Origin of the sequence: Congregibacter brevis (genome assembly GCF_045689245.1) — a bacterium.
GTDB classification, from domain to species: Bacteria; Pseudomonadota; Gammaproteobacteria; order Pseudomonadales; family Halieaceae; genus Congregibacter; species Congregibacter brevis.
In genome coordinates this window covers 243,821-268,381 of the sequence record NZ_CP136865.1, presented here as the reverse complement: position 1 = coordinate 268,381, position 24,561 = coordinate 243,821, and the positions used below count along the sequence as shown (strand labels likewise).

Genomic DNA, 24,561 nt, shown 5'->3' with positions numbered 1-24,561 from the left:
CGTTAGTCAGCCAGGGAATGCAGCGCGAACTGAGTCCGGTACCGGGGTCGGTTTGCGCGTCTCTCGATCAACAAACACCTGAGCGAAGCTGCCTTTCGCAAGCTTTACATTGTCACTGAGTCTGCGCATGGAGAAGCCCAGCGTCGCGCTGGTGTTTCCGATGCGCTCGTAAGCGATGCTCACTTCAACCTCATCACCCGACAAACACTCGTGCAAGTAGTCGCAGCTCACGTTGGCCGTGAACACATAGCAGGGAAGACCTCCCGGGTTGCTCCAGTCAAAACCAAGCTCACGCATGTAGTTACCCGCGACCTCGTCGGCGAAGACAAGGTAGTTGGCGAAGAACATATGGCCCTGTGAATCGGTATCGCGAAAGCGAACCCGAAGCGTTTCCTGATAAGAGGTGCTCATGGTGTGATGATTTCCAAGTTTTAGGTCTGCTAAGGAGCGCGACGATTCGAAGCCGCAGTGTTTATTGCCTTTACAGTATGACAATCATGCGCGGCGGCGAGCAATGACAAAGAAACGTGGCAGGCGAAGAAGCACTTTTCCATCGCTCGTCGACGGGTAGTGTAGAGCGATCGCATCAATATACTGCTTTTCGAAATCCGGCCGCTCACCCTCGGGAAGCATGTCGAGGTATGGCTTCAAGCCAGTACTGGCAAACCAGCGAAGAATGTCTTTTGAGCCATCGAGGACATGGTGGTAATGCGTCTCCCACAGTTTAATCTCATCACACACCGGCGCGAGTGCATCGTAGTAATCCATGGGAGTGAGTAAGTCTTCACGATCCGACTTCAGATTACTCAGGTGCTCAGCGAAGGCCGGCCGAAGGGCAAGCTCGGACATTAGTTGATGGCTCGGCTCGGATAGCGTGTTTGGCATTTGTACAGCCAAAATCCCGCCGAACGAGAGCTGTTGAGCGAGATGCGTGAACAACTTTCGATGGTCCGGGAGCCAGTGCAGACTTGCATTGGCAAAGATAAGCTCCTGAGGCTGGGTGGCTTTAAAGTTTGCTATGTCGTCTTGTTGAAACTTGGCTTGGGGAACACGCTCTGCTGCCCGTGCCAGCATATCGGGCGATTTGTCGATGCCCGTCACTGCAGCGTCGGGCCACCGTTCAGTCAATAGGCATGTGGAAAGACCTGATCCACAGCCCAAATCGGTGATCTTTGCAGGTTCCGTTGTGCCCCGCAGGGGCGGGATCGCGGCCACAAGGTCTATTGCAGCCTGTTGTCGCTGCTCGGCAAAATCGTCGTATTGTCGTGCGTTCCAGTCGTTGATGGGGCGGGCCACTCGCTTAGTGATGAATTAGTAATGGACTAGTAGTGAGATAGCATTAAAACTACAGACTGCATTCAGATGCCCCGAGCATCAAGTGCGGCGCGTATTCGCTGGTGCTCTGTTTCATCGATAGGAAAGCGCCACATCATCACTATCGCGGCGATTTTGAATACCAAGCTCGGACCTGCGTAGAGCACTGCAAGCAGCCGTACATCGTCTGCAGCATTGGTAATTGTCGCGTCGAAGCCGGCAAACTCGAGCGCCGGGAACATCAGGCCAACGGCTAGTGCATAGGCAAGTTTCGAGGCGGTACCCCAAAGCGCAAAGAAGAGGCCTGGCCTGCGCCGATTGTTTTCCAGAGCATCCCACTCAATGAGGTCTCCATTGATGGCTGACGGTAGGGCTAAGTCGGCCCCAATCATCAGACCAGTTCCTACTACAATAACGGCGTAGGGAACGACGTCGCCACTTCCCAGAAATGGCGCAACGGAGAAAAACACACAGGAGCCAATCACGGCAATACACCAGCTGCGATGTTTTCCCCAGCGCTTGGAGAGCGCCACCCAAATGGGCACTGATACCGCGCTGCAGACGAAGTAGCCGAAGAGCATAGGCCCGGCGACCGCGGGTTCTTCCAGAACGTGCGTAACGTAGAGCAGGAAGAGGGTTGCAGGAATCGCGTTGCCGAGACCGTTAAGCAAAAAGGCGAGCAGCAGGCGGCGGAAGGGTGAAGGACGCGAGAGGAGCTTCATGGCCTCTCGCAGGGAGCTCTTCTGCGTGTCGACAACCGACCGATCTGGCACGACTACCGCCGCGAGGGGCGTAGAAATTGCGAGCCCCACTAGGGTAAGAACCGTGATCGAAAACAAAGACTCTGTCAGGGTTTCGTTGTTACTGTTGTCCACTAAAAGCAGTGCGACGAGCGTCCCCGAGAGGCCAAAAATCACCCTCGCACCAGAGATGCGACTGCGCTGATGGTAGGACTCACTGATCTCGGCACCCCAGGCGTTCATGGGCACAATACTCATAGTGCCCGCGACATAGATCCCCAGGGTCGCGAGTAATAGAAAAGTGTTTCCGGCGTTCTCTGGCGGGTTAAAGAGCACCCAAACGGAGGCTGCTATCAGAGGTGCACTGGCGACCACCCAAGCTTTGCGGCGACCCCAGGCAGCCGGAGTTTTGTCCGATAAATAGCCAACGACAGGGTCGGTGAATAAATCCCAGAGTCTGGCAGCGAGGAGAATGCCGCCGATAGCAGAGAGGCTGAGTCCCAGCGATTGCGCGTAGTAGGTTGGAACAATAACCTGTAAGGCGATGAACGCCCCGGCCAGGGGGAACGCCAGTGAACCATAGGCGATAAGTACCGCAAGGCTGGGTATCTGTCCGGACTCGGCACTCTGTGCGTTTGTGTTTTCCATGCGAGTTATACGTGCCCGCGCAGAATTGGACGTTAACGCAGGCTCAAATAGGGGTGCCCGGGATCTCGATCAAAGGCCAGGCCAAAGCTGCGGAGTTTAAGTTTCGAGCCCTCGACCTCCAGAAGCTCTTCGCTAATGGCGTCCGCATAACTGATGTCTCCAAGGAATAGTTGATCCAGCAGAGCTCGATTCAATCGCAATGTGACATCGGCATCTTCGGCAAGTGTGGGTTGAATATCCAGAATGCTATTGCGCAGACTCAAGGTATAGGCCTCTTCCGTGTCGGTAAGCTCATAGGCGACGCTTATAGTTTTGCCCTCTGCGGCCTCCGCATCAACTCTGAAACGCAAAAGACTCAGGAGCTGTTCTGTTGCTAGTTGCGATGGATTGAATCGTTGTTTTTGCATGCCTAGCAGTACTTCTCGAGGGACTACGGAGCCTTCGAGCTCGCGCGCGGAGGTTAGATAGAAACCGCGCCAGTTTGTGTTGGCGGTCGCGTACCCAATGCGACGGAGAGCAGCGGCTTTGAGATAGCGAGCCTGCATGTCTTCGCGGTCGATACGCACCAGATAAGCGCTAAGTTCCGCGGCCCATTGGTCGTCCTCTGCGTTAAAAGCCGCCTCTGCTTCGGCAAACACCCGATCACGTCCTCCCATGAGCTCTACGAGTCGTTGCGCTTTTTCGAGTCTAGGAAGTGGATCGAGCTCGGCCGGGTCACCGTTCCACCAGCTGATGTAGGCCACATAAAACTCGCGAACATTGTGTTTAACAGTGCCGTACATTTCCCGTGTCCAAGGGTCTCGATCCATGGACTCGGGCAGGCTAATGGCATTGGCAAGATCGTCCGGGGTATAGCCTTTGTTGATCAGGCGCAGAGACTGGTCGTGCGTGTACTGAATGGCGTCTCGATACACCGTGAGCATGTCCTGTATTTCGGCTTGCCCTTCCATAGGCTGTCCGTGGCTCGGTACCAAATGTTTAGCGTCATAAGCGCGCATGCGATCGATGGCGGTTACCCACTTGATAGCGTCCCTTGGCTTGGTGCCGCGAAGAGAGTGAAGGTTCGGGTAGTTGGGACCCTGAATCTCGTCGCCCGTCAGCATGACCTGATAATCCGGTAACCAGATGGCCAAGTGACTGGCAGATTCGCCGCCCGTTTGAAACAGCTCCATGCGAATGCCAGCAATAGTGAGTTCTTCGTTGCCATCGATGAAATGGTTGGGAGGAATATAAGTGCCCAGTTCACTTCCGAGCGTGTAGCCGCAACAGGAGATATGGTAATCGCGGCCATCAGTGACGGGATCCAGTAGCTGTCCGTACATGTAGAGTGCGCGCACTCCCATAATCGGAGCTGTTACCTGATTCTCGTCTTCGAGCTCCCGCAGAAAATTCTCGGATGCTATGACTTTGACTGCGCCCGACTCAGCATCCGTTCGATTGATAAAAGCACCGGCGCCACTGATGTGATCAGCATGGTGATGGGTGTAGATCACCGCCTTCACTGGCTTGTTGGAGATTTCCCGAAAGGCCCGCTCCGCGACCGCAGCGTGCTCGTTCGCAGTGGTTGTGTCGATGATCACTAGGCCGTCATCACCCTCGATCATGATGACGTTCCCGAAGCCACGATTGGGAGTGTTGTAGTCCCATACTGGCGTGTCGCCTATTTGGAATAGCTCTTCTTCAAGGTAGCGGGCGTGCTCCTTGAGGTAGTCCGGCGAGCTAAAAGGGACGACGTAGGGGTTCTCACCCTCACTCACAGTAGCTGCGCTATCCACAGGACTTTCGTCGCCAGCGCAGCCAGCAAGAATCGCGGGTACAGCCATAAGGCCGAGGATTAGTGGAGAGTTGGGTTTCATCAGCGATTTCCTTCATGGGCGCTAGATCTGGGGCTTCAAGCCTTGCCGCGCCCGGCGCTTTGCGCATGAAATTATTAGTTTTATTGAGTTTTGAGAAAGCTACTTAAGTAAGCGATCACCGTAAAGTTTGTCGCGCGAAAGTTACGAACGCGAGCTATACTTTCTTACTCATTAGAGTAAACGATACCAGTTGGAGATACCTTATGGATATTATGGAAATGGGAGCTTCGCTCCTTTCGGACAAGCTTGGTATGGATCTGGATCCCAGCACGGTGTCGTCAGCGCTGAGTGGCTTACTCTCAAATGCGGACGGTCAGATCGACTTTGCCGGTATTGCAAGCAAAATGGCGAGTAGTGGCGATCTTGGCGCAATTGTGGGTTCATGGCTTGGCGATGGAGAAAACTCTCCGATTTCGGCGGATAGCCTCAGCTCTATTTTTGGCAGCGATAAGCTGGCGGAATTCGCTGGCAAACTGGGTACGGACGCGGAGACAGCTGGTAGCGGTTTGGCGGATGTACTGCCGCAGTTGATGGACAAGTCCAGCAGCGGTGGCAGCCTTCTCGATATGGCGGGGGGCGCAGATGGGCTTCTAGGCGCGGCCAAATCGCTGTTTAGCTAAACAAAACGGGTGACTATCGTTTTAGGCTTTAGCCGCAGCGCTAAGCGAATCGCTTTGAGCCAGTTTGGGCGGTAGAAAGTCTAAAGTACTGCGATAGCCGGCTTCATAGAGTTCGGCTTTGAGTTCTGGCCCCAAGGTGAAAGCTACTGGTGACACATCACCAGTGTCGACCACAATAGTGGACAGCCAAAAGGCCTCGTTGATGTACTCGTGGGACAAGGTGGTCATAAAGGTGTGTATCAGCATTGCGAGATAGTTTCGCAGCGGAATGATGGGTTTCCGGCTGTTTAACTTCAGCGCGCCGGTGCCTCGTAGCTTGAACACCACGACGGGCGTCCCGAAGCCTGACCAGTCCCTGCGCAGCGCCTCTTCCGAGAGGATGCTGCCGTCAGCCATGACTTGATCACCCAGCGTCTTAAAGCTGAAAAGCAGGGGCACGGACATTGAGTAGCGCACCGCTTCGGATACTGCCATTTGCGGCGTAGTGGCCGTATTGAAAATCACGGGTTTGCCTGAGCGGACGTCAGTAGCTACGACGCTCAGGTCCATCTCCAGATCACCAAAGCACTGGCCCTGCATCTTCTCATCCATCCAACTCTCGAAGCGATTGCCGCTGGATAGACCCCCGGTTCTCAGCAGGGATATGAGGTTCTGTCCCAGGAATTGAGAGAAGTCGGTGTCATCGGAGATTTTCCTGATCGCGGTCAGGTCATAACCGCCCGCTAGGAGAGCCGCAACGATGCTGCCACCCGACACGCCCACAACCTGATTAAAGCCGATCTGCAGTTCCTCAAGAGCCGCGAGAATACCAATGTGCGCAGGCAGGCGGGCTCCACCGCCGGCAAGAACGGGCACGATCTGCTCTTGGCCGTTACTCTTATCGCGGCGATCATCTAAATCTTGATTGCCGTTGTTTTGGTCTTCGATAGCATTTGCCATTGTCGATACACCTTGGCTTTGCACCGCATTACTATACTCTCAGTTCTTCATGGGGGAAGAGATCAACACGTGGGCACAGTAGCGGGTGCACAGGCACCGCAAACTATTGGCATTTTGAGCGACGGTAAACCTGGGCACTTGAATCAAAGCCTGGGGCTTGCTGATGCCTTGCAGCGTTTGCGCCCAAACCTACGTGTGCAGGAAATCCCCGCGATGCCTCGCAGCCAGGTTTTCGTTGAATTCCTACGGCCCAAAAAACGCGAGCCCGATGTCGATTTGTTGATTGCCGCGGGACATGCGACACACCTGAGTCTTCTCGCACTGCGTCGAGCTTATTCTTGTCCCGCGATAGTTCTTATGCGGCCCAGTCTGCCCGGAGCATTTTTTGACCTACGCATAGAGCCCCGCCACGACGGTGGCCGGGAGGCTCCCCGTTGCTGGATTAGCGAGGGGCCTCTGAATCGAATGCATCCCTCGGGTATTCGCACGGAGAGTGGACTCATTCTTGTTGGTGGACCTTCGCCACACTACAGCTGGGATGATGCGGCTGTAGTCCAGCAGGTAAAAGCGCTCTGCGACGGTCGACGGCAATGGCAGCTGAGCGGATCACGACGAACCCCGACATCACTTATGACTGCGCTGTCCAATCTTGATGTTTCGGGGCTCACGGTGCACGACTCAAGCTCGCTGCCGAGCACTTGGCTTGCGAATGAGCTGCCGAAGGCCAAGGAATGTTGGGTGAGTCCGGATAGTGCTTCCATGGTGTATGAGGCTTTGACTGCCGGCTGCGCAGTCGGTGTACTCGACCTTCCTGCAGTGGACGGCAGCCGCGTCGCGCGTTCTATCGACGGACTGCTGGAGCAGCAGAGACTAATCTCGTTCGAAGCTTTTACGGAGGGCGCGTTACCGACGACTCCAGTGGAGCCTTTCGCTGAGGCGGATCGATGCGCCCGGCGAATTCTTGAACAAGGATGGCTATGACTATTGTGGCTGCGGTTTTAGTCGGACTCATCGTGATGGTTTTCAGCCATCGTTTTGCCTGGTGGCGTCCAGCGGTGGATTACCGCCGTCCGCGGATCTTGATGTACCACATGGTTTGCGAGCCTCGGGCTGGCGCTAAATTTAACAAGCTCAGGGTGTCCCCGGCGCGCTTCGAAGAACAGCTTCGATGGCTGCAAGAACAAGGGTGGCATTTCGCCTTGATGTCGGATCTGGAGCATCCCGAAAATCTGCCGGTCAAAACTGTGATCCTGACCTTCGACGATGGTTATGAAGACAATCTGCTGAACGCCGACCCCCTACTCGAACGCTATGATGCCAGGGCAACGCTGTACGTGGTGGAGGATCGTTTTGACCGCGATTGGTCTACGAGTAAGAAGGCACACCACGATAGTGGCGAACTCATGCGTGAATCGAAGTTGTCCGATACTCAGCTGGAGCAGATGATCGAGAGTGGGCGCTGGGAAATCGGAGGCCATACCCGCACTCACGCGAATTTGGCTACCTTGGAATCTGAGCAAAGAGATGTGGAGATTGCTGAGGCACGACAAACTCTTGCTGAGCGCTTTGCAGTACCTGTTAAAAGCTTTGCTTATCCCTTCGGGATTTATGGGCCCGACGATGTCATTGCCGCTAGAGCAGCCGGGTTTACCACAGCCGTGACAACGGAAGAGGGTATCGCGCAGGACACTAGAGGCGAAGCCCTTGAGTTGCCGCGTATAAAGGTCAGCGGCAAGGATTCGATGTTGGCTTTTCGACTGCGTATGCGCACGGGTTTTCGCGGCGCATAAAAGTAGCCAGAGGTCTTAGACCATGCCTAACTGTTTCGCGAGGACGTTGAGCTCGTCCGCAAAAGGGTCGCTGTCCGCGTCGCGATGCCAGGTGTATTCGGTGTAGCTGGCGGCCATCTCCGCAGCTTCACTACCGAAAAGCTTTTCGATCATTGCCAGACTCATATCCATACCTGCTGAAACGCCCGAAGACGTGAAGTACTTGCCGTCCTCGACCCAGCGCGCTGCCTCGACCCATTCCACTTTATCGGACTGCATAGTTGCGATAGCGAAAACCTGCTTGTTGGACGTCGCCCGAAGCCCGTCAAGGAGGCCAGCCTTGGCGAGGAGCGCAGACCCTGTGCATACAGAGCTTACCCATTGGGCCGTCTCGGACTGCGCTCGCAGAAAGTCGAGCATCGCCGGGTTCTCAAGTTCCGTAAGCGTGCCGCTACCGCCAGGCACCAGCAAAATATCAAAGGCGGGTGCGTCGTCGAAGCCGTAATCGGCGATAACCTTGGGTCCGAGTGCGCCTTCTGAGCCAATCGCTGCAGCCACGGGGCCACTCTCTTGTGCGACGGTATTGATGTTGACCAGAGAAGAGCCGACCACAGAGAAAAGTTCCAAGGGGCCGAAGTAATCAAGCATTTCAAAACCGGGGTAGAGGACCGCACCGAGCTGTAAGGGTTGGGTGTTCATGAATGTCTCTCCTGTGTCCCCGCGACTGACGCATCGTTTGCGGGTTCTTGTGATTGGTTTTCAAAAAACGAGTCCGGTGGTGTCTTTTTCCAGCGTCTGTTGGTCCAGAGATAGGTCTCCGGTTGATCTGCAATAGCTGCTTCGGCAGCCACAACATAACGGGCAAGTATCAGCTCGGGGTCCGCATCATGCGGTGGCAAACTGATTTCCTCAAACAGGACTTCATAGTGTCCGGTCTCCGTGCGACGGCATTTCGCAAACACGACGGGAATACTTAGGGTTTGCGCCAGTTTGTCTGCGCCGCGATAAAAGCTTGCGGGTCGATTCAGAAAGTTCCGCCAGTAGCCCGAAGCTCTGGGTCCGGCTTGATCGGCAAGCATAGCAATGAGACGTTTTCGTTTGCGTCCCCGAATTACCTCGCGACCAACTCGATCGATGGGCATGGGTGATGCGCCAAAGCGGGAGCGCGCATCGAGCATGTATTGATTCCAGAAGGGACTGTGCAAGGTCTTGTAAACCGGGTCGACAGATACCTTCATCTTTTCCATCGCTGCGTGAAGCATCCACTCCCAATTCCCCTGATGAATCAAAAGCACGATGGCCTGTTTTTCAAAGCCATCTGTCGCATCAGCGAGCACCTCGAGGTTCGGAAAACTCATGCGCTGCGCCATGTCACTCTGCGTCATCCGCGTGGAGCAGAGGATCTCCATAAACAAATTGCAAAGATGGCGGTAGGAGGCACGGGCTATCGCAGCGCGTTCAGCTTCGCTTTTTTGCGGGAATGCCGAGCGTAGATTCTCGTCGACGGTACTACGCCGATAACGAACCACGTGGTAGAGCAGCACATAGAAAATTGCCGCCAATGCATAAGCTAGGCTTAGGGGTAGGGCAGCCAGCAGGCCAAGGAACAACTTCATTTCCTATTATGCACGCGCCTTGGGTGGACGGGGGAACAGAACCGGTGTCGCCTTTCGATAGGCCTGATACTCCTCCTCATGACCCCACTTCTTGACGGCGTGCGCATCCAGCATAGGTATGCCACTTATCTTTGTCAGCAGCAGATAGACGAACACGGGCGATATCAAGGTTGCATACTGCCAGCCTTGAAGCGCAGGGAACGCAATGATGGCGATTCCGCACCACAGTAATATCTCGCCGAAGTAGTTGGGGTGACGCGACCAGGCCCATAGACCCTGCTGGATAAATCGATCAGCATTATCGGGATCGCGTCGAAAATCGCGTTTCTGGCGGTCCGCCGTGACTTCAATAGCAAAGCCCGTGAGCCAGACGGCCAGACCAAGCATCCCAAAAACTCCGAGCTTAGGTGTTTGCGTGGATGTCATCGCAGCGAGGGCCGCAGCAGCAGTCATAAGCACCCACAATCCCTGCAGAGTCCAGGTCATCATGAACCGAAAGAAAAAGGGCTTGATGCGGTCAAAGCGGCGGTCGGAGCCCGCGTCACGAATTCGCAGGAATAAAAAGCTACCCAATCGTAGCGCCCAAACAGCGACCAGCGCTGCCAACAGCTGAGAGCGGGGGTCATTGTTGACGGTCACTGCGCAGGCCACGACAGTGACGTAGGTCACGGACCCAGTGAAGTCGTAGTAGCGTTCGGATTGACTGATGTATGCGGGAATAAAGACCAGCCACTGGATCGCAAAGGCCAGAGCAGCAATCAGAGCGAAAACGGGCATACCGGTAAGTTCGTGCCCCTCATAGCTGCCCGCAATAGCCATGCCGGCGGCAATAGCCACTGCGATAGCTATTCCGATGATAGATTTGCCCGCAGGAGGTCGTTTGTCTGTCTCTGTCATGAGAATGGTTCCGAATTTGAAGGCTGTAGTCTATCGCATGCTTTAGATTCAGGTCTTTGCCCACGCTTGCACTATAATAATGTTCTGATCAGTGGCCGCAGCCGTTCCAGCTACAGAGTTGCCCTCGGCCTTTTGATTGTATTATCGCCGCTTGAGTTTAGAGCGGCTTCTAATAAGGAGATTCTATGAACACTGCATTACCGGAACGCGCCAAATTTCATCACATGAAAGATGGAACGGCTGAAGACTGGCAAGTCATCATGAAAGAAGCCAAGGTCGCGGCGGCTGAGTTGCCTGACCGTATGCTGGAGCACTTGCGAGTACTTGACGGAGATTGCGGCGGCTTCCCTGTGGATCGTCTGACTCATTGTCTGCAAACGGCGACTTTGGCGCATAAAGATGGCAAGGATGAAGAGTACGTAGTCTGCGCACTGTTGCACGATATCGGTGACACGCTCGGCCCCTTCAACCACGCGGATATTGCGGCGACGTATCTTGAGCCCTTCATTAGTGAGCAGAATCACTGGATGGTGAAGCACCACGCGATCTTCCAGGGTTACTACTTTTTCCATCACATTGGTTTGGATCGAGACCAGCACAAACAGTTTGAGTCTCACCCGCATTACGATTACACCAAGGAATTCATCGAGAAGTACGACGCCCCGGCCTTTGATCCCGAAGCCGAAACCTATTCTCTAGAGTTCTTTGAGCCAATGGTTCGCCGTGTCTTTGCGGCACCGAAAGCATCGCTTTACAAAGCGGCCATGGAGTAAGACTAAACAGGGGAGCTTTGCTCCCCGATGTCATGACGGCTTGTTCAGGCCCAGCATCTTGGCAATCGCCTTGTCGAGCATTCTCGGCGAAGCCACACTCATCATGAGTTTTTCCATCATCCGGCCTTTCACCGCCGCATAGCGAACCTTTGGCTTCGGCGTGGTGAGTGCCGTACAGATTAACTCCCCCAGACGATCAGCAGGATAGCCATCTCGGCCCTGGCCGATGAAGACCTTTTGGAAGCGCTCGAGAATCGGGCGATAGGGAGAGTCGCCGTATTGCTCGATATCCACCTCTTCGGCCTTGTCCCAAATTGCCGTTTTTACTGGGCCGGGTCCGACCACAATAACGTCAATACCAAACATGATGAGTTCCCGACGCAAAGCTTCTGAGTAGCCTTCCAGTCCAAACTTCGAGGCGGCATAGGGGCCCAGGAAAGGCATCGCTCGAAGGCCGGCCACCGAACTGATATTCACGATTCGTCCGGGCGGCCCCGTTAGCTGCTGATCCGCACCAAGGAGCGGCGCGAACGCCTGAGTCACCAGAAACGGCCCGACTAAATTGACTTCGAGCTGCTTTCGATACTCACTTTCGGGCACCTCCAAGAGTGGACCCGATACAGCGATCCCCGCATTGTTTACTAATCCGGCTAGCGTTGTTCCGCCCAATGCCTCCCGCACGGAGTCTGCCGCAGCAGAGATTCCCTGAGGATCTACAACGTCGAAAATTAGGGGAGTAAAGTTTTCACCGAGTTCTGCCTGCACACGCTGTGCATCCGATTCCTTGCGTACGGATCCGAAGACTTTGTAGCCACGAGCGATCATGACCTTAGCTGCGGCATGACCAATGCCCGTAGAGACTCCGGTAATTACGACGGTTTGCATAACGTTTTGACCTTAGCTTTTAGATGAATTTTGGGTGGCTGCGCAAGGTGCGGATTTGCTGGCTCGGGCAGACCTTGCGCTGCTAAGCTGCACAGCATCCTCTTAGAACAGAATAGGCGTCAAGTTTCTTGGTCAGCTCCGGTAATAAGGTACGCGTCACGCTGGCCTGCTTCCTCGCCTATTTTGTCATGTCGGGGATGCTGGCACCTATTGGTATTGTGTTGCCTCCTCTTGCAGAGTATCTGGGCAGACCCATTGGCGACGTCGCGCCCATATTCAGTTGGCTTACCCTTGGGATTCTTCTGGGTTCTACTTTAGCGCTCGTAGTCTTTGACGTTCTTACGGTTCGAGTCTGGACCTTGCTGGTTTATTTGGCCATCGTGCTTGCACTGCTCACCCTGCGCTTGTCCGACTCGACCCTTGCGTTAAAGCTGTCTCTGGGCGTCGTCGGCACTGCCTGTGGCATTGGTTTGGCGGCGGCAGCGAGCACCATTACCCAGCTCTATGCGGAAGACCATAGGGCCTCCATGCTAGTGATTACGGACGGCTCATTCAGTGTCGCGGGGATTGTCATATCCACTCTCGCGGTGTCACTGGTCGCAGCGGAATTTCACTGGTCGAGTTCCTATTTGGCGGTTGCTGCGGTCGCCGCGATGGTGGTGCTGTTGGTGGCGACGGCGAGCTTCCCTACCAGTAAGGAAGCTCACGAGCAGGGGCGTACAGGGGGCACCTGGCCAGCATCAGTTTGGCTCTGCATAGCCGCATTGTTTCTCTATACCCTCGGACAATATTCTTTGTTGTGGTGGTTGCCCACCTATCTCGAGGAGTCTCTGGGGGCACCGCGGGATGCTGCCGGGGCGGTCGTTGCTCGATTCTGGACCGGCATGTTGGTCGCTCAACTTCTGGTTGCATGGTGGGTGTTGCGCATCGGCGCTCGTCGCCTGGTACTTTTGAGCATCAGCGGCGCTTTTCTGGGTTCACTGCCACTTTGGTTGAACGAATCGCTGACGCTTTTACCCTGGCTGTCCCTGCTTTGGGGTATAGCTAACCTCGGGCTGTTGAAGATTGTTATTTCCTTCGCGACTCTTGCGGTTCCCAATCCCAGTCCGCGCCTGGTCGCAGCGCTACTTTTTGGTGCTACTTCAGGTACGGCGATCAGCCCAAAAATCACCAGTGTTGTTGTAACCGCCCTAAACACGCGGGCTGTTCTTCAGTTCGGTTCTCTTTGCTATCTTGTTTTGGGGATTCTTGTTTTCTTGGCCTGGTGGCTGATGCGCAGCCGTGCGGACTCGGTCTAAAGCTAATCGTGTAGCTAAATTCAAATAGCCTTAGTCGAATCGTTGTAACCGGCTATTTTGTCGTTGAATAATTGTAGTGGTGCAGTAGGAGGACCGCTGATTTATGACCGTTGCAGTAGTAGACATGCGCAGCGCCGAGGCCGAGATGGCCTTTGTCGAGACGCTTAAACGAACGGGTTTTGCAGTGTTGCGAAACTCGCCTCTGGATGCGCAGCGCATGGCTCGAATGGTGGACGATTGGCGAGACTTTTTCTTTGGTGAAGAGAAGTGGAAACACTTGGCCGAGGAGACTCCGTCAGGCAATACCAGCGGTTACATTCCGCCCGATGTGTCGGAAACCGCCGTGGGCCACGATGTTAAAGACCTCAAAGAGTTTTTCCATATTGTGCCGGACACTATTTTGCCGGCGGGTCTGGCGAGTGATGCGGAGTCACACCTGATCGAAGCTCAGGCTTTGGGGCGACTGCTTCTGGGCTGGCTGGATATTCACTGCGGAAGCGCGCTGTCGGCGGGCCTGCGGGGAGAATTAGCTGAGAGCATTTCGCCCGCAGATAGTCTTCTGAGAGTTCTCCATTATCCGCCCTTAACAGGCGATGAGCCCCCGGATGCAGTACGGGCAGCTGCGCATGAAGACATTAATCTGATCACATTGCTGCCAGTCTCTTCAGAGCCGGGGTTGCAGGTGTTGGGGCGCGATGGGAAGTGGACCGATGTACCCGGCCTGCCGGGCGATGTCATTGTGAACTCTGGCGACATGTTGCAAGAAGCGTCGGGACGACAGCTGCCGTCTACCTCGCACCGCGTGATAAACCCCTCAGATGAGTCCAGTAATCTGTCACGTATCTCGATGCCTTACTTTATTGCCCCTGACCTCGACATTCAGCTTTCTGAGAAGCACACGGCTGGTAGTTATCTTCGCGAGCGCCTGGACCTACTGGCCCGCTAGAGACAGCGTTTCAAGGTAGAGTTTTTTCACCGCGTCGGCGTCTACGGCGGTGCAAATGCGGCAGGAGGGTCGTCCCAGCCAGGCATCACTCTCGTAACGCTCTGGATGTAGCCCAAGAATTGTCTGGCCCATCGCTACGCCTTCACAAACTACGCGGGTCGGCCCTTCCTCTACGTGGTAGTGCTCTGGGGCTAGGAGATAGGCCACAGCACTGGAGTCGTGAATCGGGCAGCTTCGCTCGGCGTTAATACTTTCGTAGAAGTCGAAGTAGAAGCGCGTGATGTCGTGGATGAAGCTTCCCGCATCACCGGCCTGAGTGCGTAAGGCTTCGACAAACGCTTCGTCCATCACGGTTTCCTCTGTGACGTCTAAACCTACGACTGTGACCTCCAACCCACTGCCAAGCACCTGGTCAGCTGCGGTGGGATCTCCCGCCATATTCGCTTCCGCGACGGGAGAAACGTTGCCCTGATGACCGCGGCGCATAAATACGCCCCCCATGATCACCACCTCTTTGAGCAGGTCCGGAAGTCGTGGGCACAGGTCCAAGGCCTTCGCGACATTGCTCAGCCGTCCTACCGCGACCACCGTTATCTCGCCGGGATAGGCCTCTGCTAATTCAACAATAGCTTCAGCCGCTGATTGTAGTTCGGCCTCTTGTAGCGGCGTGGAGAACTCGATGTCGCCCAAACCGTTCTTCCCATGAACAAAATCGGGATGACCGTTGCCCAGAGCAGGACCAATAGGGCCTGATGCTCCGCGGAACACGCGGGCATCAATACCAAAGCGTTCTCTCACGTAGCAGGCGTTGCGTGTGGTGTTCGCAATACTGGCATTGCCCGAAACGGTGGTGATGGCCTCAATGCGCAGACCGGGTGCGTAGTGCAAAAAAAGTAAAGCCATGGCATCGTCGATGCCGATGTCGGTGTCAAAAATCACGCGTCTCATGGGAGTTTCCGGACCTTTGTTTGCTTCTTGAGTGCTCGCCAGTTGCTCAGCGTCGGCCATAGTAACTGCTCAGTGGCTTGCTTACCTCGGCCAAGAGCAGCATCAAGTTTGACTCCGGGCGCACGAACATCCAGTTGCGCCATCACGGCGGCAAACACGGCCTCTTTCGCTGCTGCCAAGGGAGGGCCAGCGAGCGTGAGTCGATCGCTTATCAGTACGCTATCGAGATCCCCGAAGGCCAACAGCGTAGGTTTATCAGAGGGTTTGTAACGCCGAAGGCTCTTTTTGTTCTCACAGCGCTTAATGTTCTCAGCGATACAGCGACCCATGTCCAGAGCATGGTAGGCCTGCTTGTTGATCGGGTTCGCGAGTTCCGCTGCGTCGCCCGCCACGAATACCTTGGAGTATCCGGGATGGGTCAGGTTTTCATCTACCGGGGCCCAAGCCTTTGGTTCAGCAAGACCGGATTCAGCGAGCAAGCTTGGGGGTGCTGGGCCACCGGTCCAGATGGTCAGGTCCGATCGAAGCTTCCTGCCGCTGGATAGTTGAACAGTCTTCGGAGTAATGCGTTGTACCGGGTCCGCGGTAACAAGGTTCACGTTCCACTCGCTGCTGTGCCGGGCAATGAGTTCACCCACGGCTTGCGGACCTTCGGGTAGTAGCCTGGGGCGCGCTTCCACCAGACTGATGTCCAAAGATTGCTGCCGGTAGCGGCGAAGCACTTCGCCTAAAGCCTCAATACCTTCGAGTCCTCCACCAATGATCACGACTCTGCCGCCATCCCGGCCCAAGTTTTTCAGGCGCTGTTGGATTGCTTTGCACTGCTCGACGGATTTAAAACCGTAGCTATGCTTGGCTACACCAGAGACACCATAACTGGCATCTGCACTACCTAGCGCGATGACCAGAAAATCAGCTTCAAAGTGCTTTTCTGTATCGACGGTGACGCGCCGAGTCTGAGGATCTAACGCCGTAACGGTGCCGTGCACAAAGCGATGACCCCTCGCCTGAAGGTTAGCGCGGAGTGAGAGCCTCAATTGCCCGGGCTTTTTGACCCCAGAGATAAGCTCGTGGATATTTGGGAGGAACTCGAAGCTGGTTTTTCGATCAATGAGCGTGACCGCAAACTGATCGCAATCCAGTTCATTGGCACAGGCAAGCCCCGCGAAGCCACCACCCACAATCACTACTCGCCGCTTTGTCATTCGTCCTCCCGGCGTACGCTAACGTCTAGGCTACCGTCGGCGAGGCTCATGAGGCTGACCACCATAGGCTGGCAGCACACCTGGCAGTCTTCGATGTATTCGGCATCGCTGTCGCCGCTATCTAAAAGTATGGAGAGGGGTTCGCCACAATAAGGGCAGTAAACTTGGGATTCCTGAAGTTCCATGGGCTCAGTTCTCGAGGCGAATCACGCAGCGTTCATTGGCCAGAAATGCACGGGTTTCTTCATCCACCACAAAATCCTTTTTGTACTCATCCATGCGTTCGGTCATATAGCGACGTAAACGACGCCGTCTTAGCGCACCGGCGAAGCGGCGAATATGTTCGACGCTTTCCAGAATGAGAGGAGGCACCACCGCTTTCTCACTGCCATCACTCTTGGCAACCATGGTGAAGTACGAGGTGTTTGTGTGTTTTACCGTCGCGGTTTGAACGTTCTCTGCGACGACTTTGATACCTACCACGATGGAACTTGATCCTACGTAGTTGACCGATGCCATGAGTGAAACAAGATCGCCGACCTCGACAGGGGCCAAAAAATGCACGTTGTCTACAGACACGGTGACGCAATAATTGCCCGCGTGTTTGCTGGCGCAGACGTAAGCGACCTTATCCATCAGAGAGAGCAGCGTGCCGCCGTGTATCTTGCCGCCAAAATTCGCGTAGGCAGGGATCATAAGCTCGGTGAGTGTGGTTTGAGAATAGCTGACAGTGTGGCCGTCACTTGCTTGCACGCCTGTCATATCAATTCTCCTTTTCTTCTTCGCTGTCTTGTTCAGCCTCTCGGGCAAGGAAGCCTTCCGTTGCGACTTCCGCAACATCAGCAAAACGTTCGTTGGGGACTAAAGCGGTCAATGAGTAGTGGGCGATTTTCCAAACGCCGTTTTCCTTTAGCAGTACTCCCGTGCCGCGAAAGCGGCCCCAGCGCTTTGACACCATGATTTCATCGAACCACGCACTCGCCTCCGTGGGGCCCAGAGTGATGAAGCGCTCCTCTGAGACATAGGTCCATCCAGTGCCGCCGGAAAAGCGCTCGCCCACATAAACAGTAAATTCCGGTAATGGCCAGCGCTCCCAGTCATCGGTACCCATGAATACGCCGTCGGCGCTGAAATAGCCCAAATAGCGTTCCTTGTCTGCGTCCGCTGCTGCCTGATGAAAGTCATCAAGCAATCCGTTTATGGCTTCTTTTGCCCTGTCGTCGGCGGCGCTTTGCAAGGAGTGCAAGGAAAAAGCGGCGAGGAAAAAGTATTGTGCGAGCAAAATAGCGTGGGTTTTAAATCGAATTTGCATAGGGGAATCCTGTTCCGGCTCTTGTGCGAAGGAAAATACCTCGCCAACATAGGCTTTATCCCCTGTTAGGAAAACCCCTCATGAAGTCTGCAGCATTTCTTGCGGCATGGAGCCGCACCGCCGCGTTTATAGCGGCCTCTGTCCTTAGCTTGATTTTTGCTCAGGCCAGTCTTGCGAGTACGAACTGGCCATCCGACGATTATGATCCGGCGATCCCCACGCTTAGTACAGTTTTGGGCTACGAACCGGGAGAGCGCATCACCTGGTCTCAGGACGTTCGTCGCTACTTCGATGCCCTTGCCATGGCCGCGCCGGATCGCGTTCGGATTGTTGAGTATGGCCGTAGCTGGGAGGGTCGGCAGCTCTTCTACGTAGTGATTTCTTCTCCAGAGAACATCGCCAACAGTGAAGGGACCCGCGCGGGTATGCATGCTCTTAGAGATCCCCGAAGCACATCCTCCGCAGAGGCAGAACGCCTGATTAAGGATCTAGCGCCAGCAAGCTGGCTGGCTTATGGCGTGCATGGCAACGAAATCTCCTCTACTGATGCCGCAATGATGACCGCATATCATCTGCTTGCTTCCCGTCAGGACTCCCGCGTCCCACAAATTCTGGAACGCACTACGGTAATACTTAACCCTATGCAAAACCCGGATGGGCGCGATCGCTTCATTCATCGCTTCGAAAGCGCTTTGGGTCTGGAGCCTAGCAGCGATCGTATTTCTGCGGAGCACAACGAGCCTTGGCCAAGCGGCCGAACCAATCACTATCTCTTTGATTTAAATCGTGACTGGTTTATTCGCAGTCAACCGGAGACTCGAGGTCACGCCGACGCGGTGCTTGAGTGGTTGCCGATTGCTTTCGTGGATCTCCACGAAATGGGCTCGGACTCCACTTACTACTTTGCCCCCGAAGCGGTGCCCTATAACCCGCATCTTGCCGCCGATCAGCGTGCGAGCCTTGAGCTGTTTGGGCGCACCAATGCCAAGTGGTTCGATGAATTTGGCCTAGATTACTTTACGCGAGAAGTTTACGACGCGTTCTATCCTGGATATGGCGCGAGCTGGCCAGCCTATTTTGGTAGTGTGGCCATGACCTATGAGCAGGCCTCCGCCCGAGGATTGCTGGTCCGCCAGTACGACGGTGTCGAGCTCGCTTACGCTAGCACGGTGCGCAACCACTTCCTGACATCCTTGGGCACCTTGGAAACCGTGGCCAATAATCGAGAGAAATTCCTCAGAGACTTTTACAATTACCAACAAACAGCAGTGGCTGAGGGGAGTGAGGGCGATATTCAGGCCTACGTCGTCCCGGCTCAGAATGATCAAAACGCTGTGGATCGCCTTGGAGCCTTGTTGGCAAGTCAGGGCGTGGAGGTCGATAGCGCTACTGAAAGCTTCAAAGCCTGTGGCGCTGAGTTTGCTGCCAATTCGTTGGTCATCAATCTTGATCAACCCGCAAAACGTTTCTTGCGCACCTTGATGGATAGAGAGACTCCAATGGACCCTCAATTCGTGGCGGAGCAAGAGCGTTTGAATGATAAAAATCTCCCGGACGAGATGTATGACATCACGGCCTGGTCATTGCCAATGTTGCTTAATGTTGAGTCAGTTAGTTGTAAGCAGCGTGTGACTACCAATGCGAAGGTGATAGAGCCCGGTGTGGTTCCTACGCCAGATCTCCCCACCAAGGCGACTGTTGCCTATATCGTGCCTTGGGGAGAGCGCAGTGCCATCCAGCTTCTGAGCCACGCACTTCGCGACGGTTTGGCTGTGAAAAGTAGCGATAGATCCTTTGTCCACGGTGGCGCTACTTATCCCGGCGGCAGCCTGATTATTGATGTTGCGGACAACCCCGAGTCTCTCCACGAAAGTCTTGTTGCCTACGTGAAGAAGACACAAGCGCGAGTGGTGGCCGTGGATGACAGTTGGGTAACTGATGGCCCCAGCTTTGGCAGCCGTAAGGTCGTGCGTATGAATGCACCGCGTATAGCGCTGGCATGGGACGAGCCTACAAACAGCTACTCTGCGGGCAATTTTCGCTTCGTTGTTGAGAGGCAATTTGATTATCCGGTGACCGCAGTTCGGGTAGAACAATTGCGTAAAGCGGATTTGTCGCGCTATCAGGTGCTGGTGCTGCCCGATAGTTCCGACGGTTATGCCGATGCCCTGGGCGAAAAAGGCGTTGCGCGTATTCGGGACTGGGTGGAGCGTGGCGGGGTGCTGATCAGTCTGGCTCGGGCGACGCGTTTACTGGCTGATCCTGGTACCGATTTACTGGCAACCCGCCGTGAGTATCGTTTGGACCTTCTCCCTGAAGATGATGCCCCGGATACTGAGCTTACGCGCGTCCCGGGAACCGCATTGGATCAACAGGCCTTCGGTGTGGCAACGGAGTCCCGAGAGGCTAACTCCGATGGCGTCGGCGGCGCGCAGCTGCTTGCGACGGTAGATCAGGATCACTGGCTGGCGGCAGGGGTCGCTCCTCAGCTGCATGTCTTGGCGCGAACTTCCGACGTCTATACCCCTTTGCGACAGAACGAAGGCGTCAATGTCGCCAGTTTTGCTAGTGCTGAGAACGTTCTGGCCAGTGGCCATCTGTGGGAGCGAAATCGAAAGCAGATGGCCTATAAGCCATTTGTGATGGCTCGTAAGCTGGGTAAGGGCAGGGTAGTCGCCTTTACGCAGGACCCCACGGTGCGCGCCTATCAAGAAGGACTGAACGTGATCTTGGCCAACGCTATTTTCCGCGGAGCAGCTCACGCCAGACCTTTACGCTAGGGATTGTCATCGATTTAGCGGTGATTCTTCCGGGTAACTTGGTATAAGGTTCTCCCATAAACATAATGTTTTGAGGACCTGACATGCCACGCAAGAATCACCTTTCCCGAGCGTTCACCCAGGCGCTTAGCCTGTCATTGGCATTGCTGTGCTTTGTAAGCACAGCAGGCGCTGCCGATCGCCCCAACATTCTGGTGATATGGGGGGATGACATCGGCATCTGGAATCTCAGTCGTTACAGCATGGGGCAGATGGGGTATCAGACCCCGAATATCGATCGTATCGCCAATGAGGGTATGGTTTTTACAGACTATTACGGTGAGCAAAGCTGTACCGCCGGGCGCTCGGCATTCATTACCGGACAGCATCCTGTGCGCACAGGCCTCACCAAAGTGGGTATTCCTGGCTCGGATATCGGTATCCAGCCCGAAGACCCCACCCTGGCGGAGCTATTGAAGCCCCTCGGCTACACCAGCGGGCAGTTTGGCAAGAATCACCTCGGGGACAAGGACGAGTTTCTCCCGACCAATCACGGGTTTGACGAGTTCTTTGGCAATTTGTATCACCTGAATGCCGAGGAGAACCCCGAAGATCCGGACTGGCCCAAAGATCCTATGTTTAACCAATTGTTCAGCCCTCGGGGTGTAATTCGATCATCTGCGGACGGGCAAATTGAGGATTCGGGGCCACTGACCAAGAAACGCATGGAAACTGTGGACGAAGAATTTCTGGGCGAGGCGCTCAAGTTCATCGACAAAGCGCACAAAGATGACACGCCATTTTTCGTGTGGTTTAACTCAACGAGGATGCACTACTACACGCACGTAAAAGACGAGCAGTTGGGCGCATCGGGTCAGGGTTTTTACAACGATGCCATGGTTGAGCATGACGGACACGTGGGCCAGCTACTCGCCAAGCTCGATGAGCTGGGTATCAGCGACAACACTATCGTGGTTTATTCGACGGACAATGGACCGCATTACAACCAATGGCCCGATGCCGGCATAACGCCGTTCCGCGGTGAAAAGAACACGAATTGGGAGGGGGGCTTTCGAGTGCCAGCGATGGTGCGCTGGCCCGGCAAGATCGCGCCCAATCAAATCAGCAATAAAGTGATGTCGCACATGGATTGGGTGCCTACACTCATGGCGGCTGCCGGCGAGGAGGGGATTGCGGCTAAGCTCAAAGAAGGGCATCGCGCTGCGGGTAAGAACTTTAAGGTGCACCTGGATGGCTATGAATTTTTGCCCTATCTAACGGGCGAGGTCACGGATACGCCCCGTCGAGAGTTCTTCTATTTCAGCGACGATGGGGTTTTGGTCTCGGCACGCATAGGTGACTGGAAGACGGTATTCGCAGAGCAGCGTTCCAAGCGATTCGATGTCTGGCGCGATCCCTTCGTGACCTTACGGATTCCCAAGGTTTTTCATTTGCGCAGAGATCCTTTTGAACGGGCGGATACCGATTCCAATAGCTACAATGTTTGGTGGGATCATAAAGTTGCGCCGGCCGCGGGTATGGCTCGCGTAGCCGTCACCCAATTCGTGCGCTCCCTGCAGGCTTTTCCGCCCAGACAGCGTCCCGGTACCTTTACGGTGGATCAGATTATGGAATCGCTCTACCAAGCTAAACCCCAGTAAGCGAAGACCTCAGAGGCAGACATGATGTGGGTACATAAATTTCTGATTGCGGCGCTGACGCTGTCTCTTAGCTTGTTTGCGACTTTCGCGGCAGGCACTGCCGGGGCGCAGGAGGTTTCATGGCCTCAGGAAATCAGCGGTGATCAGGGCACCCTGGTGATTTACCAGCCCCAGCCCGAATCCTTGAAAGGCGATAAGCTTAGCGCGCGAGCTGCAATCTCTATCGAGTTGCCCGATACAGACGAGCCCATTTTTGGTGCTATGTGGTTCGAGTCGCGTATAGCGACGGATCTGGATGCCGGCACAGTGGATGTTCTGGATATCAAGGTGACCAAAGCAGCTTGGCCAGATTCCAAGGATGCGGGCGAGCAGCGCCTTATGCAGTTTGTGGAAGGGGCTTTTCCTGAATACGGCTTAAGCCTGAGCTACGAGCGTTTATCGGCGTCTCTAGAGACCGCAGATATCGAGCGGAAGAGCCTGGAGGCGCTGAAAAGCGATCCGCCAATCATTCTGTTTTCAGAAGAGCTTGCGGTATTGCTCATGTATGACGGCGAGCCCCGCTTTGAGCCTGTGGAAGATTCTCCTTATGAACGAGCACTGAATACGCCCTTTCTGGTTGCCAAGGAGAAGTCCGGATCTCTGTTCCTGAGCGACGGGAGTCATTGGTACACCGCTAAAGATCCATTGGGGCCATGGGCCTTAACGACTAAGCCCCCAGCGGATCTGGCGAAAGCGGTCGCCGAAGGTGCTGCGATGGATACCACTGAAGGAGCGGGTAGGGCGCCTGCAATTGTCGCTGCCACAAAGCCTACTGAGCTGGTTGTTACCGATGGTAAGCCTGACTGGCAGTCCTTAACCGGCGGAGAAATTTTGTATGTGCAGAACACGGAAACGCCGTGGCTCCGTGATCTCCCTACGGGCAACATGTACATCTTGCTGTCTGGGCGGTGGTACCGCTCCAAGTCATCTGAGGGCCCCTGGACCTTTGTTCCGGCCAATGAATTACCGCCAGCGTTCGCAGAAATTCCTCCTGATTCCGATATTGGAGGACTGCGCAGTTCTGTCGCCGGTACCGACGAAGCGGAGCAAGCGATGCTCGACGCAGCGATACCCCAGACGGCAGCGATCGTTCGCTCGGAAGCTGAGCTGACGGTGGAGTACGACGGAAGCCCCAAGTTTGAGAAAATTGAGGGGACGTCCGTAGCGTATGCGGTAAATACCGGAGCACAGGTGTTGCGCATAGATGATCGCTATTACGCGGTGGATGACGGCGTGTGGTTTGCCGCGGCAACACCTACCGGTCCTTGGACAGTGGCGGATACCGTACCCGAAAGCGAGATCGCCAAAATCCCCCCAAGCTCGCCGGTTTACAACGTCACCCACGTGCACGTTTATGAGTCCACGCCCGAAGTCGTCTATGTGGGCTATACGCCCGGTTACATATGGTCGTTCCCCTACTACGGGGTGCCCGTCTACGGAACCGGCTGGTACTACCCTCCCTACTGGGGCCGTTATTACTATCCTCGTCCTCCTACCTGGGGACTCCACGTGGGATACAACCCGTGGACTGGTTGGAACTTTGGTATGAGCTGGAGCAACGGCTTTATGACCATTGGTATGAGCTGGGGCGGCGGCTGGGGTGGTGCCTATCGACCTTGGGGATGTTGTGGGGGCTGGTATGGCGGGGGCTACCGAGGTCCAACGATTATCAATACCGGTGACATCAATATCGGCAACAACATCAACATCGGTAATCGCACCGAGATCAGTAATCGCATCGGCGATAACAATTTGTCCCTTGGGGATCGAGGCGGCAACAAAAACCTTTATCAGCGCCCGGAAAATCGGGATCGCGTGGCGAGCAAGCGGCAGCGTGATCAGCTGAAGCAAGCACGACCCGCAACACAGCGGGCTAATAACGTGTTTGCGGACCGAGACGGTAACGTCGCCCGCCGCGTGGATAATGGTTGGGAGACTCGCGACAAAGGGCAGTGGAATCGCCAGAGTTCGGCCAGCGGTGCCAGCAATAAGGCCGAGAACCTTGGTAACCGAGCAAGCACCTTACCGTCTACTTCGCGAGACTTATCGACACAGCGAAACAGTAACCGTAGCAGCAGTTTTAACCGCTCCCAGATGGATCGCGCTCATCGTGCGCGAAATATGGGCGGTTCCAGAGAGCGCGCGCGCCGCGGAAGAAGACGTTAAGGCGCGTTAAGCGGCGTTAAGGAGCTTTCTGGAGCTGGACTTGGGTTGCGTGACCTAAGTCCCACTCCTGCACGCTGAGCTTCGGCCGGTAATCCTGTGGCCCAGTCTTGGCGTATACACACCGTCAATCACCTCAGATTCGTCTCGTGTTCAACACTAAAACCGACAAC

Annotated in this window: 23 protein-coding genes; 9 read left to right on the top strand and 14 right to left on the bottom strand. The window is 55.1% G+C overall.

The genetic code is table 11. The features are described from left to right. Positions 1-6 precede the first annotated feature (6 nt). From R0137_RS01150 to R0137_RS01135, 4 genes are all read right to left on the bottom strand, one after another. Positions 7-411, bottom strand: coding sequence for an acyl-CoA thioesterase (locus tag R0137_RS01150; protein WP_407327899.1), 405 nt, complete (start codon positions 409-411; stop codon positions 7-9). An 84-nt stretch (positions 412-495) separates the two neighbouring features. After that, positions 496-1,296, bottom strand: a complete 801-nt coding sequence (tam, locus tag R0137_RS01145; protein WP_407327898.1) for a trans-aconitate 2-methyltransferase — start codon at positions 1,294-1,296, stop codon at positions 496-498. A gap of 62 nt (positions 1,297-1,358) precedes the next feature. Continuing rightward, entirely contained in the window at positions 1,359-2,702 is a 1,344-nt protein-coding gene (locus R0137_RS01140) for an MFS transporter (RefSeq protein WP_407327897.1), read from the bottom strand. Positions 2,703-2,734: 32 nt separating this feature from the next. Next, positions 2,735-4,558 (bottom strand): alkyl sulfatase dimerization domain-containing protein, encoded by a 1,824-nt coding sequence (locus tag R0137_RS01135; RefSeq protein ID WP_407327896.1) that lies wholly within the window; start codon positions 4,556-4,558, stop codon positions 2,735-2,737. 203 nt (positions 4,559-4,761) lie between these two features. On the opposite strand from R0137_RS01135, the gene R0137_RS01130 reads away from it, so the two are divergent. Continuing rightward, positions 4,762-5,178 carry a YidB family protein gene (locus R0137_RS01130; protein ID WP_407327895.1) on the top strand — a complete coding sequence of 139 codons (417 nt, stop codon included), beginning with the start codon at positions 4,762-4,764 and terminating at the stop codon, positions 5,176-5,178. A gap of 21 nt (positions 5,179-5,199) precedes the next feature. On the opposite strand, the gene R0137_RS01125 is transcribed toward R0137_RS01130, so the two are convergent. Beyond that, positions 5,200-6,117 carry a patatin-like phospholipase family protein gene (locus R0137_RS01125; protein ID WP_407327894.1) on the bottom strand — a complete coding sequence of 306 codons (918 nt, stop codon included), beginning with the start codon at positions 6,115-6,117 and terminating at the stop codon, positions 5,200-5,202. 69 nt (positions 6,118-6,186) lie between these two features. Between R0137_RS01125 and R0137_RS01120 the strand changes: the two genes are divergently transcribed. Next, positions 6,187-7,098, top strand: a complete 912-nt coding sequence (locus R0137_RS01120; RefSeq protein WP_407327893.1) for a mitochondrial fission ELM1 family protein — start codon at positions 6,187-6,189, stop codon at positions 7,096-7,098. Next, positions 7,095-7,907 (top strand): polysaccharide deacetylase family protein, encoded by an 813-nt coding sequence (locus tag R0137_RS01115; RefSeq protein WP_407327892.1) that lies wholly within the window; start codon positions 7,095-7,097, stop codon positions 7,905-7,907. The genes R0137_RS01120 and R0137_RS01115 overlap by 4 nt, the downstream gene beginning before the upstream one ends. 15 nt (positions 7,908-7,922) lie before the next feature. Here R0137_RS01115 and R0137_RS01110 read toward each other — a convergent pair whose 3' ends face one another. From R0137_RS01110 to R0137_RS01100, 3 genes are read right to left on the bottom strand one after another with little or no spacing between them, the layout of a single operon-like run. After that, a complete protein-coding gene (locus R0137_RS01110; protein ID WP_407327891.1) occupies positions 7,923-8,585 on the bottom strand; it encodes a DJ-1/PfpI family protein in 663 nt (220 codons plus the stop codon). Beyond that, positions 8,582-9,502, bottom strand: coding sequence for a lysophospholipid acyltransferase family protein (locus tag R0137_RS01105; RefSeq protein WP_407327890.1), 921 nt, complete (start codon positions 9,500-9,502; stop codon positions 8,582-8,584). The genes R0137_RS01110 and R0137_RS01105 overlap by 4 nt, the downstream gene beginning before the upstream one ends. A gap of 6 nt (positions 9,503-9,508) precedes the next feature. Continuing rightward, the gene (locus R0137_RS01100) at positions 9,509-10,399 is read right to left on the bottom strand and encodes a DUF1295 domain-containing protein (protein ID WP_407327889.1); all 891 of its coding nucleotides are present in this window, start codon (positions 10,397-10,399) and stop codon (positions 9,509-9,511) included. Between the two features lie 185 nt (positions 10,400-10,584). Here R0137_RS01100 and R0137_RS01095 point away from each other — a divergent pair, with 185 nt between their 5' ends. Continuing rightward, the gene (locus R0137_RS01095) at positions 10,585-11,172 is read left to right on the top strand and encodes an HD domain-containing protein (RefSeq protein ID WP_407327888.1); all 588 of its coding nucleotides are present in this window, start codon (positions 10,585-10,587) and stop codon (positions 11,170-11,172) included. Positions 11,173-11,202: 30 nt separating this feature from the next. Here the strand turns inward: R0137_RS01095 and R0137_RS01090 are convergent, their stop codons facing one another. Beyond that, positions 11,203-12,057, bottom strand: a complete 855-nt coding sequence (locus tag R0137_RS01090; protein WP_407327886.1) for an SDR family oxidoreductase — start codon at positions 12,055-12,057, stop codon at positions 11,203-11,205. Between the two features lie 128 nt (positions 12,058-12,185). Between R0137_RS01090 and tsgA the strand changes: the two genes are divergently transcribed. Together tsgA and R0137_RS01080 are read left to right on the top strand one after the other, a co-directional pair. Then, positions 12,186-13,355, top strand: coding sequence for an MFS transporter TsgA (tsgA, locus tag R0137_RS01085; RefSeq protein WP_407327885.1), 1,170 nt, complete (start codon positions 12,186-12,188; stop codon positions 13,353-13,355). Between the two features lie 103 nt (positions 13,356-13,458). Further along, positions 13,459-14,301 (top strand): 2OG-Fe(II) oxygenase family protein, encoded by an 843-nt coding sequence (locus R0137_RS01080; protein WP_407327883.1) that lies wholly within the window; start codon positions 13,459-13,461, stop codon positions 14,299-14,301. Here R0137_RS01080 and R0137_RS01075 read toward each other — a convergent pair. From R0137_RS01075 to R0137_RS01055, 5 genes are read right to left on the bottom strand one after another with little or no spacing between them, the layout of a single operon-like run. Beyond that, positions 14,287-15,249: a nucleoside hydrolase gene (locus R0137_RS01075; RefSeq protein ID WP_407327882.1), complete on the bottom strand. Its 963-nt coding sequence runs from the start codon at positions 15,247-15,249 to the stop codon at positions 14,287-14,289. The genes R0137_RS01080 and R0137_RS01075 overlap by 15 nt on opposite strands. Continuing rightward, positions 15,246-16,454 carry an NAD(P)/FAD-dependent oxidoreductase gene (locus tag R0137_RS01070; RefSeq protein ID WP_407327880.1) on the bottom strand — a complete coding sequence of 403 codons (1,209 nt, stop codon included), beginning with the start codon at positions 16,452-16,454 and terminating at the stop codon, positions 15,246-15,248. The genes R0137_RS01075 and R0137_RS01070 overlap by 4 nt, the downstream gene beginning before the upstream one ends. Continuing rightward, positions 16,451-16,639, bottom strand: a complete 189-nt coding sequence (locus R0137_RS01065; protein WP_407327878.1) for a CPXCG motif-containing cysteine-rich protein — start codon at positions 16,637-16,639, stop codon at positions 16,451-16,453. Before R0137_RS01065 ends, R0137_RS01070 begins: the two co-directional genes overlap by 4 nt. Positions 16,640-16,643: 4 nt before the next feature. Then, positions 16,644-17,216: an acyl-CoA thioesterase gene (locus R0137_RS01060; RefSeq protein WP_407327876.1), complete on the bottom strand. Its 573-nt coding sequence runs from the start codon at positions 17,214-17,216 to the stop codon at positions 16,644-16,646. A 1-nt stretch (position 17,217) separates the two neighbouring features. Then, positions 17,218-17,766, bottom strand: coding sequence for a nuclear transport factor 2 family protein (locus tag R0137_RS01055; protein WP_407327874.1), 549 nt, complete (start codon positions 17,764-17,766; stop codon positions 17,218-17,220). Positions 17,767-17,846: 80 nt separating this feature from the next. On the opposite strand from R0137_RS01055, the gene R0137_RS01050 reads away from it, so the two are divergent. The 3 genes from R0137_RS01050 to R0137_RS01040 all read left to right on the top strand — a co-directional run bounded on the left by R0137_RS01050 (position 17,847) and on the right by R0137_RS01040 (position 24,391). Beyond that, a complete protein-coding gene (locus R0137_RS01050; RefSeq protein ID WP_407327872.1) occupies positions 17,847-20,546 on the top strand; it encodes a M14 family zinc carboxypeptidase in 2,700 nt (899 codons plus the stop codon). An 83-nt stretch (positions 20,547-20,629) separates the two neighbouring features. Continuing rightward, entirely contained in the window at positions 20,630-22,186 is a 1,557-nt protein-coding gene (locus R0137_RS01045) for an arylsulfatase (protein ID WP_407327871.1), read from the top strand. A gap of 21 nt (positions 22,187-22,207) precedes the next feature. Then, a complete protein-coding gene (locus R0137_RS01040; RefSeq protein WP_407327869.1) occupies positions 22,208-24,391 on the top strand; it encodes a carbohydrate-binding family V/XII in 2,184 nt (727 codons plus the stop codon). Positions 24,392-24,561 lie beyond the last annotated feature (170 nt).

What these genes read in the sequence shown, in the direction of transcription:
- R0137_RS01105 (WP_407327890.1), bottom strand. Translation starts at nt 9,502, where the DNA reads ATGAAGTTGTTCCTTGGCCTGCTGGCTGCCCTACCCCTAAGCCTAGCT.
- R0137_RS01115 (WP_407327892.1), top strand. Translation starts at nt 7,095, where the DNA reads ATGACTATTGTGGCTGCGGTTTTAGTCGGACTCATCGTGATGGTTTTC.
- R0137_RS01045 (WP_407327871.1), top strand. Translation starts at nt 20,630, where the DNA reads ATGCCACGCAAGAATCACCTTTCCCGAGCGTTCACCCAGGCGCTTAGC.
- R0137_RS01050 (WP_407327872.1), top strand. Translation starts at nt 17,847, where the DNA reads ATGAAGTCTGCAGCATTTCTTGCGGCATGGAGCCGCACCGCCGCGTTT.
- R0137_RS01070 (WP_407327880.1), bottom strand. Translation starts at nt 16,454, where the DNA reads ATGACAAAGCGGCGAGTAGTGATTGTGGGTGGTGGCTTCGCGGGGCTT.
- R0137_RS01090 (WP_407327886.1), bottom strand. Translation starts at nt 12,057, where the DNA reads ATGCAAACCGTCGTAATTACCGGAGTCTCTACGGGCATTGGTCATGCC.
- R0137_RS01095 (WP_407327888.1), top strand. Translation starts at nt 10,585, where the DNA reads ATGAACACTGCATTACCGGAACGCGCCAAATTTCATCACATGAAAGAT.
- R0137_RS01075 (WP_407327882.1), bottom strand. Translation starts at nt 15,249, where the DNA reads ATGAGACGCGTGATTTTTGACACCGACATCGGCATCGACGATGCCATG.
- R0137_RS01100 (WP_407327889.1), bottom strand. Translation starts at nt 10,399, where the DNA reads ATGACAGAGACAGACAAACGACCTCCTGCGGGCAAATCTATCATCGGA.
- R0137_RS01080 (WP_407327883.1), top strand. Translation starts at nt 13,459, where the DNA reads ATGACCGTTGCAGTAGTAGACATGCGCAGCGCCGAGGCCGAGATGGCC.
- R0137_RS01065 (WP_407327878.1), bottom strand. Translation starts at nt 16,639, where the DNA reads ATGGAACTTCAGGAATCCCAAGTTTACTGCCCTTATTGTGGCGAACCC.
- R0137_RS01110 (WP_407327891.1), bottom strand. Translation starts at nt 8,585, where the DNA reads ATGAACACCCAACCCTTACAGCTCGGTGCGGTCCTCTACCCCGGTTTT.
- R0137_RS01140 (WP_407327897.1), bottom strand. Translation starts at nt 2,702, where the DNA reads ATGGAAAACACAAACGCACAGAGTGCCGAGTCCGGACAGATACCCAGC.
- R0137_RS01135 (WP_407327896.1), bottom strand. Translation starts at nt 4,558, where the DNA reads ATGAAACCCAACTCTCCACTAATCCTCGGCCTTATGGCTGTACCCGCG.
- R0137_RS01055 (WP_407327874.1), bottom strand. Translation starts at nt 17,766, where the DNA reads ATGCAAATTCGATTTAAAACCCACGCTATTTTGCTCGCACAATACTTT.
- R0137_RS01040 (WP_407327869.1), top strand. Translation starts at nt 22,208, where the DNA reads ATGATGTGGGTACATAAATTTCTGATTGCGGCGCTGACGCTGTCTCTT.
- R0137_RS01130 (WP_407327895.1), top strand. Translation starts at nt 4,762, where the DNA reads ATGGATATTATGGAAATGGGAGCTTCGCTCCTTTCGGACAAGCTTGGT.
- R0137_RS01125 (WP_407327894.1), bottom strand. Translation starts at nt 6,117, where the DNA reads ATGGCAAATGCTATCGAAGACCAAAACAACGGCAATCAAGATTTAGAT.
- R0137_RS01150 (WP_407327899.1), bottom strand. Translation starts at nt 411, where the DNA reads ATGAGCACCTCTTATCAGGAAACGCTTCGGGTTCGCTTTCGCGATACC.
- R0137_RS01060 (WP_407327876.1), bottom strand. Translation starts at nt 17,216, where the DNA reads ATGACAGGCGTGCAAGCAAGTGACGGCCACACTGTCAGCTATTCTCAA.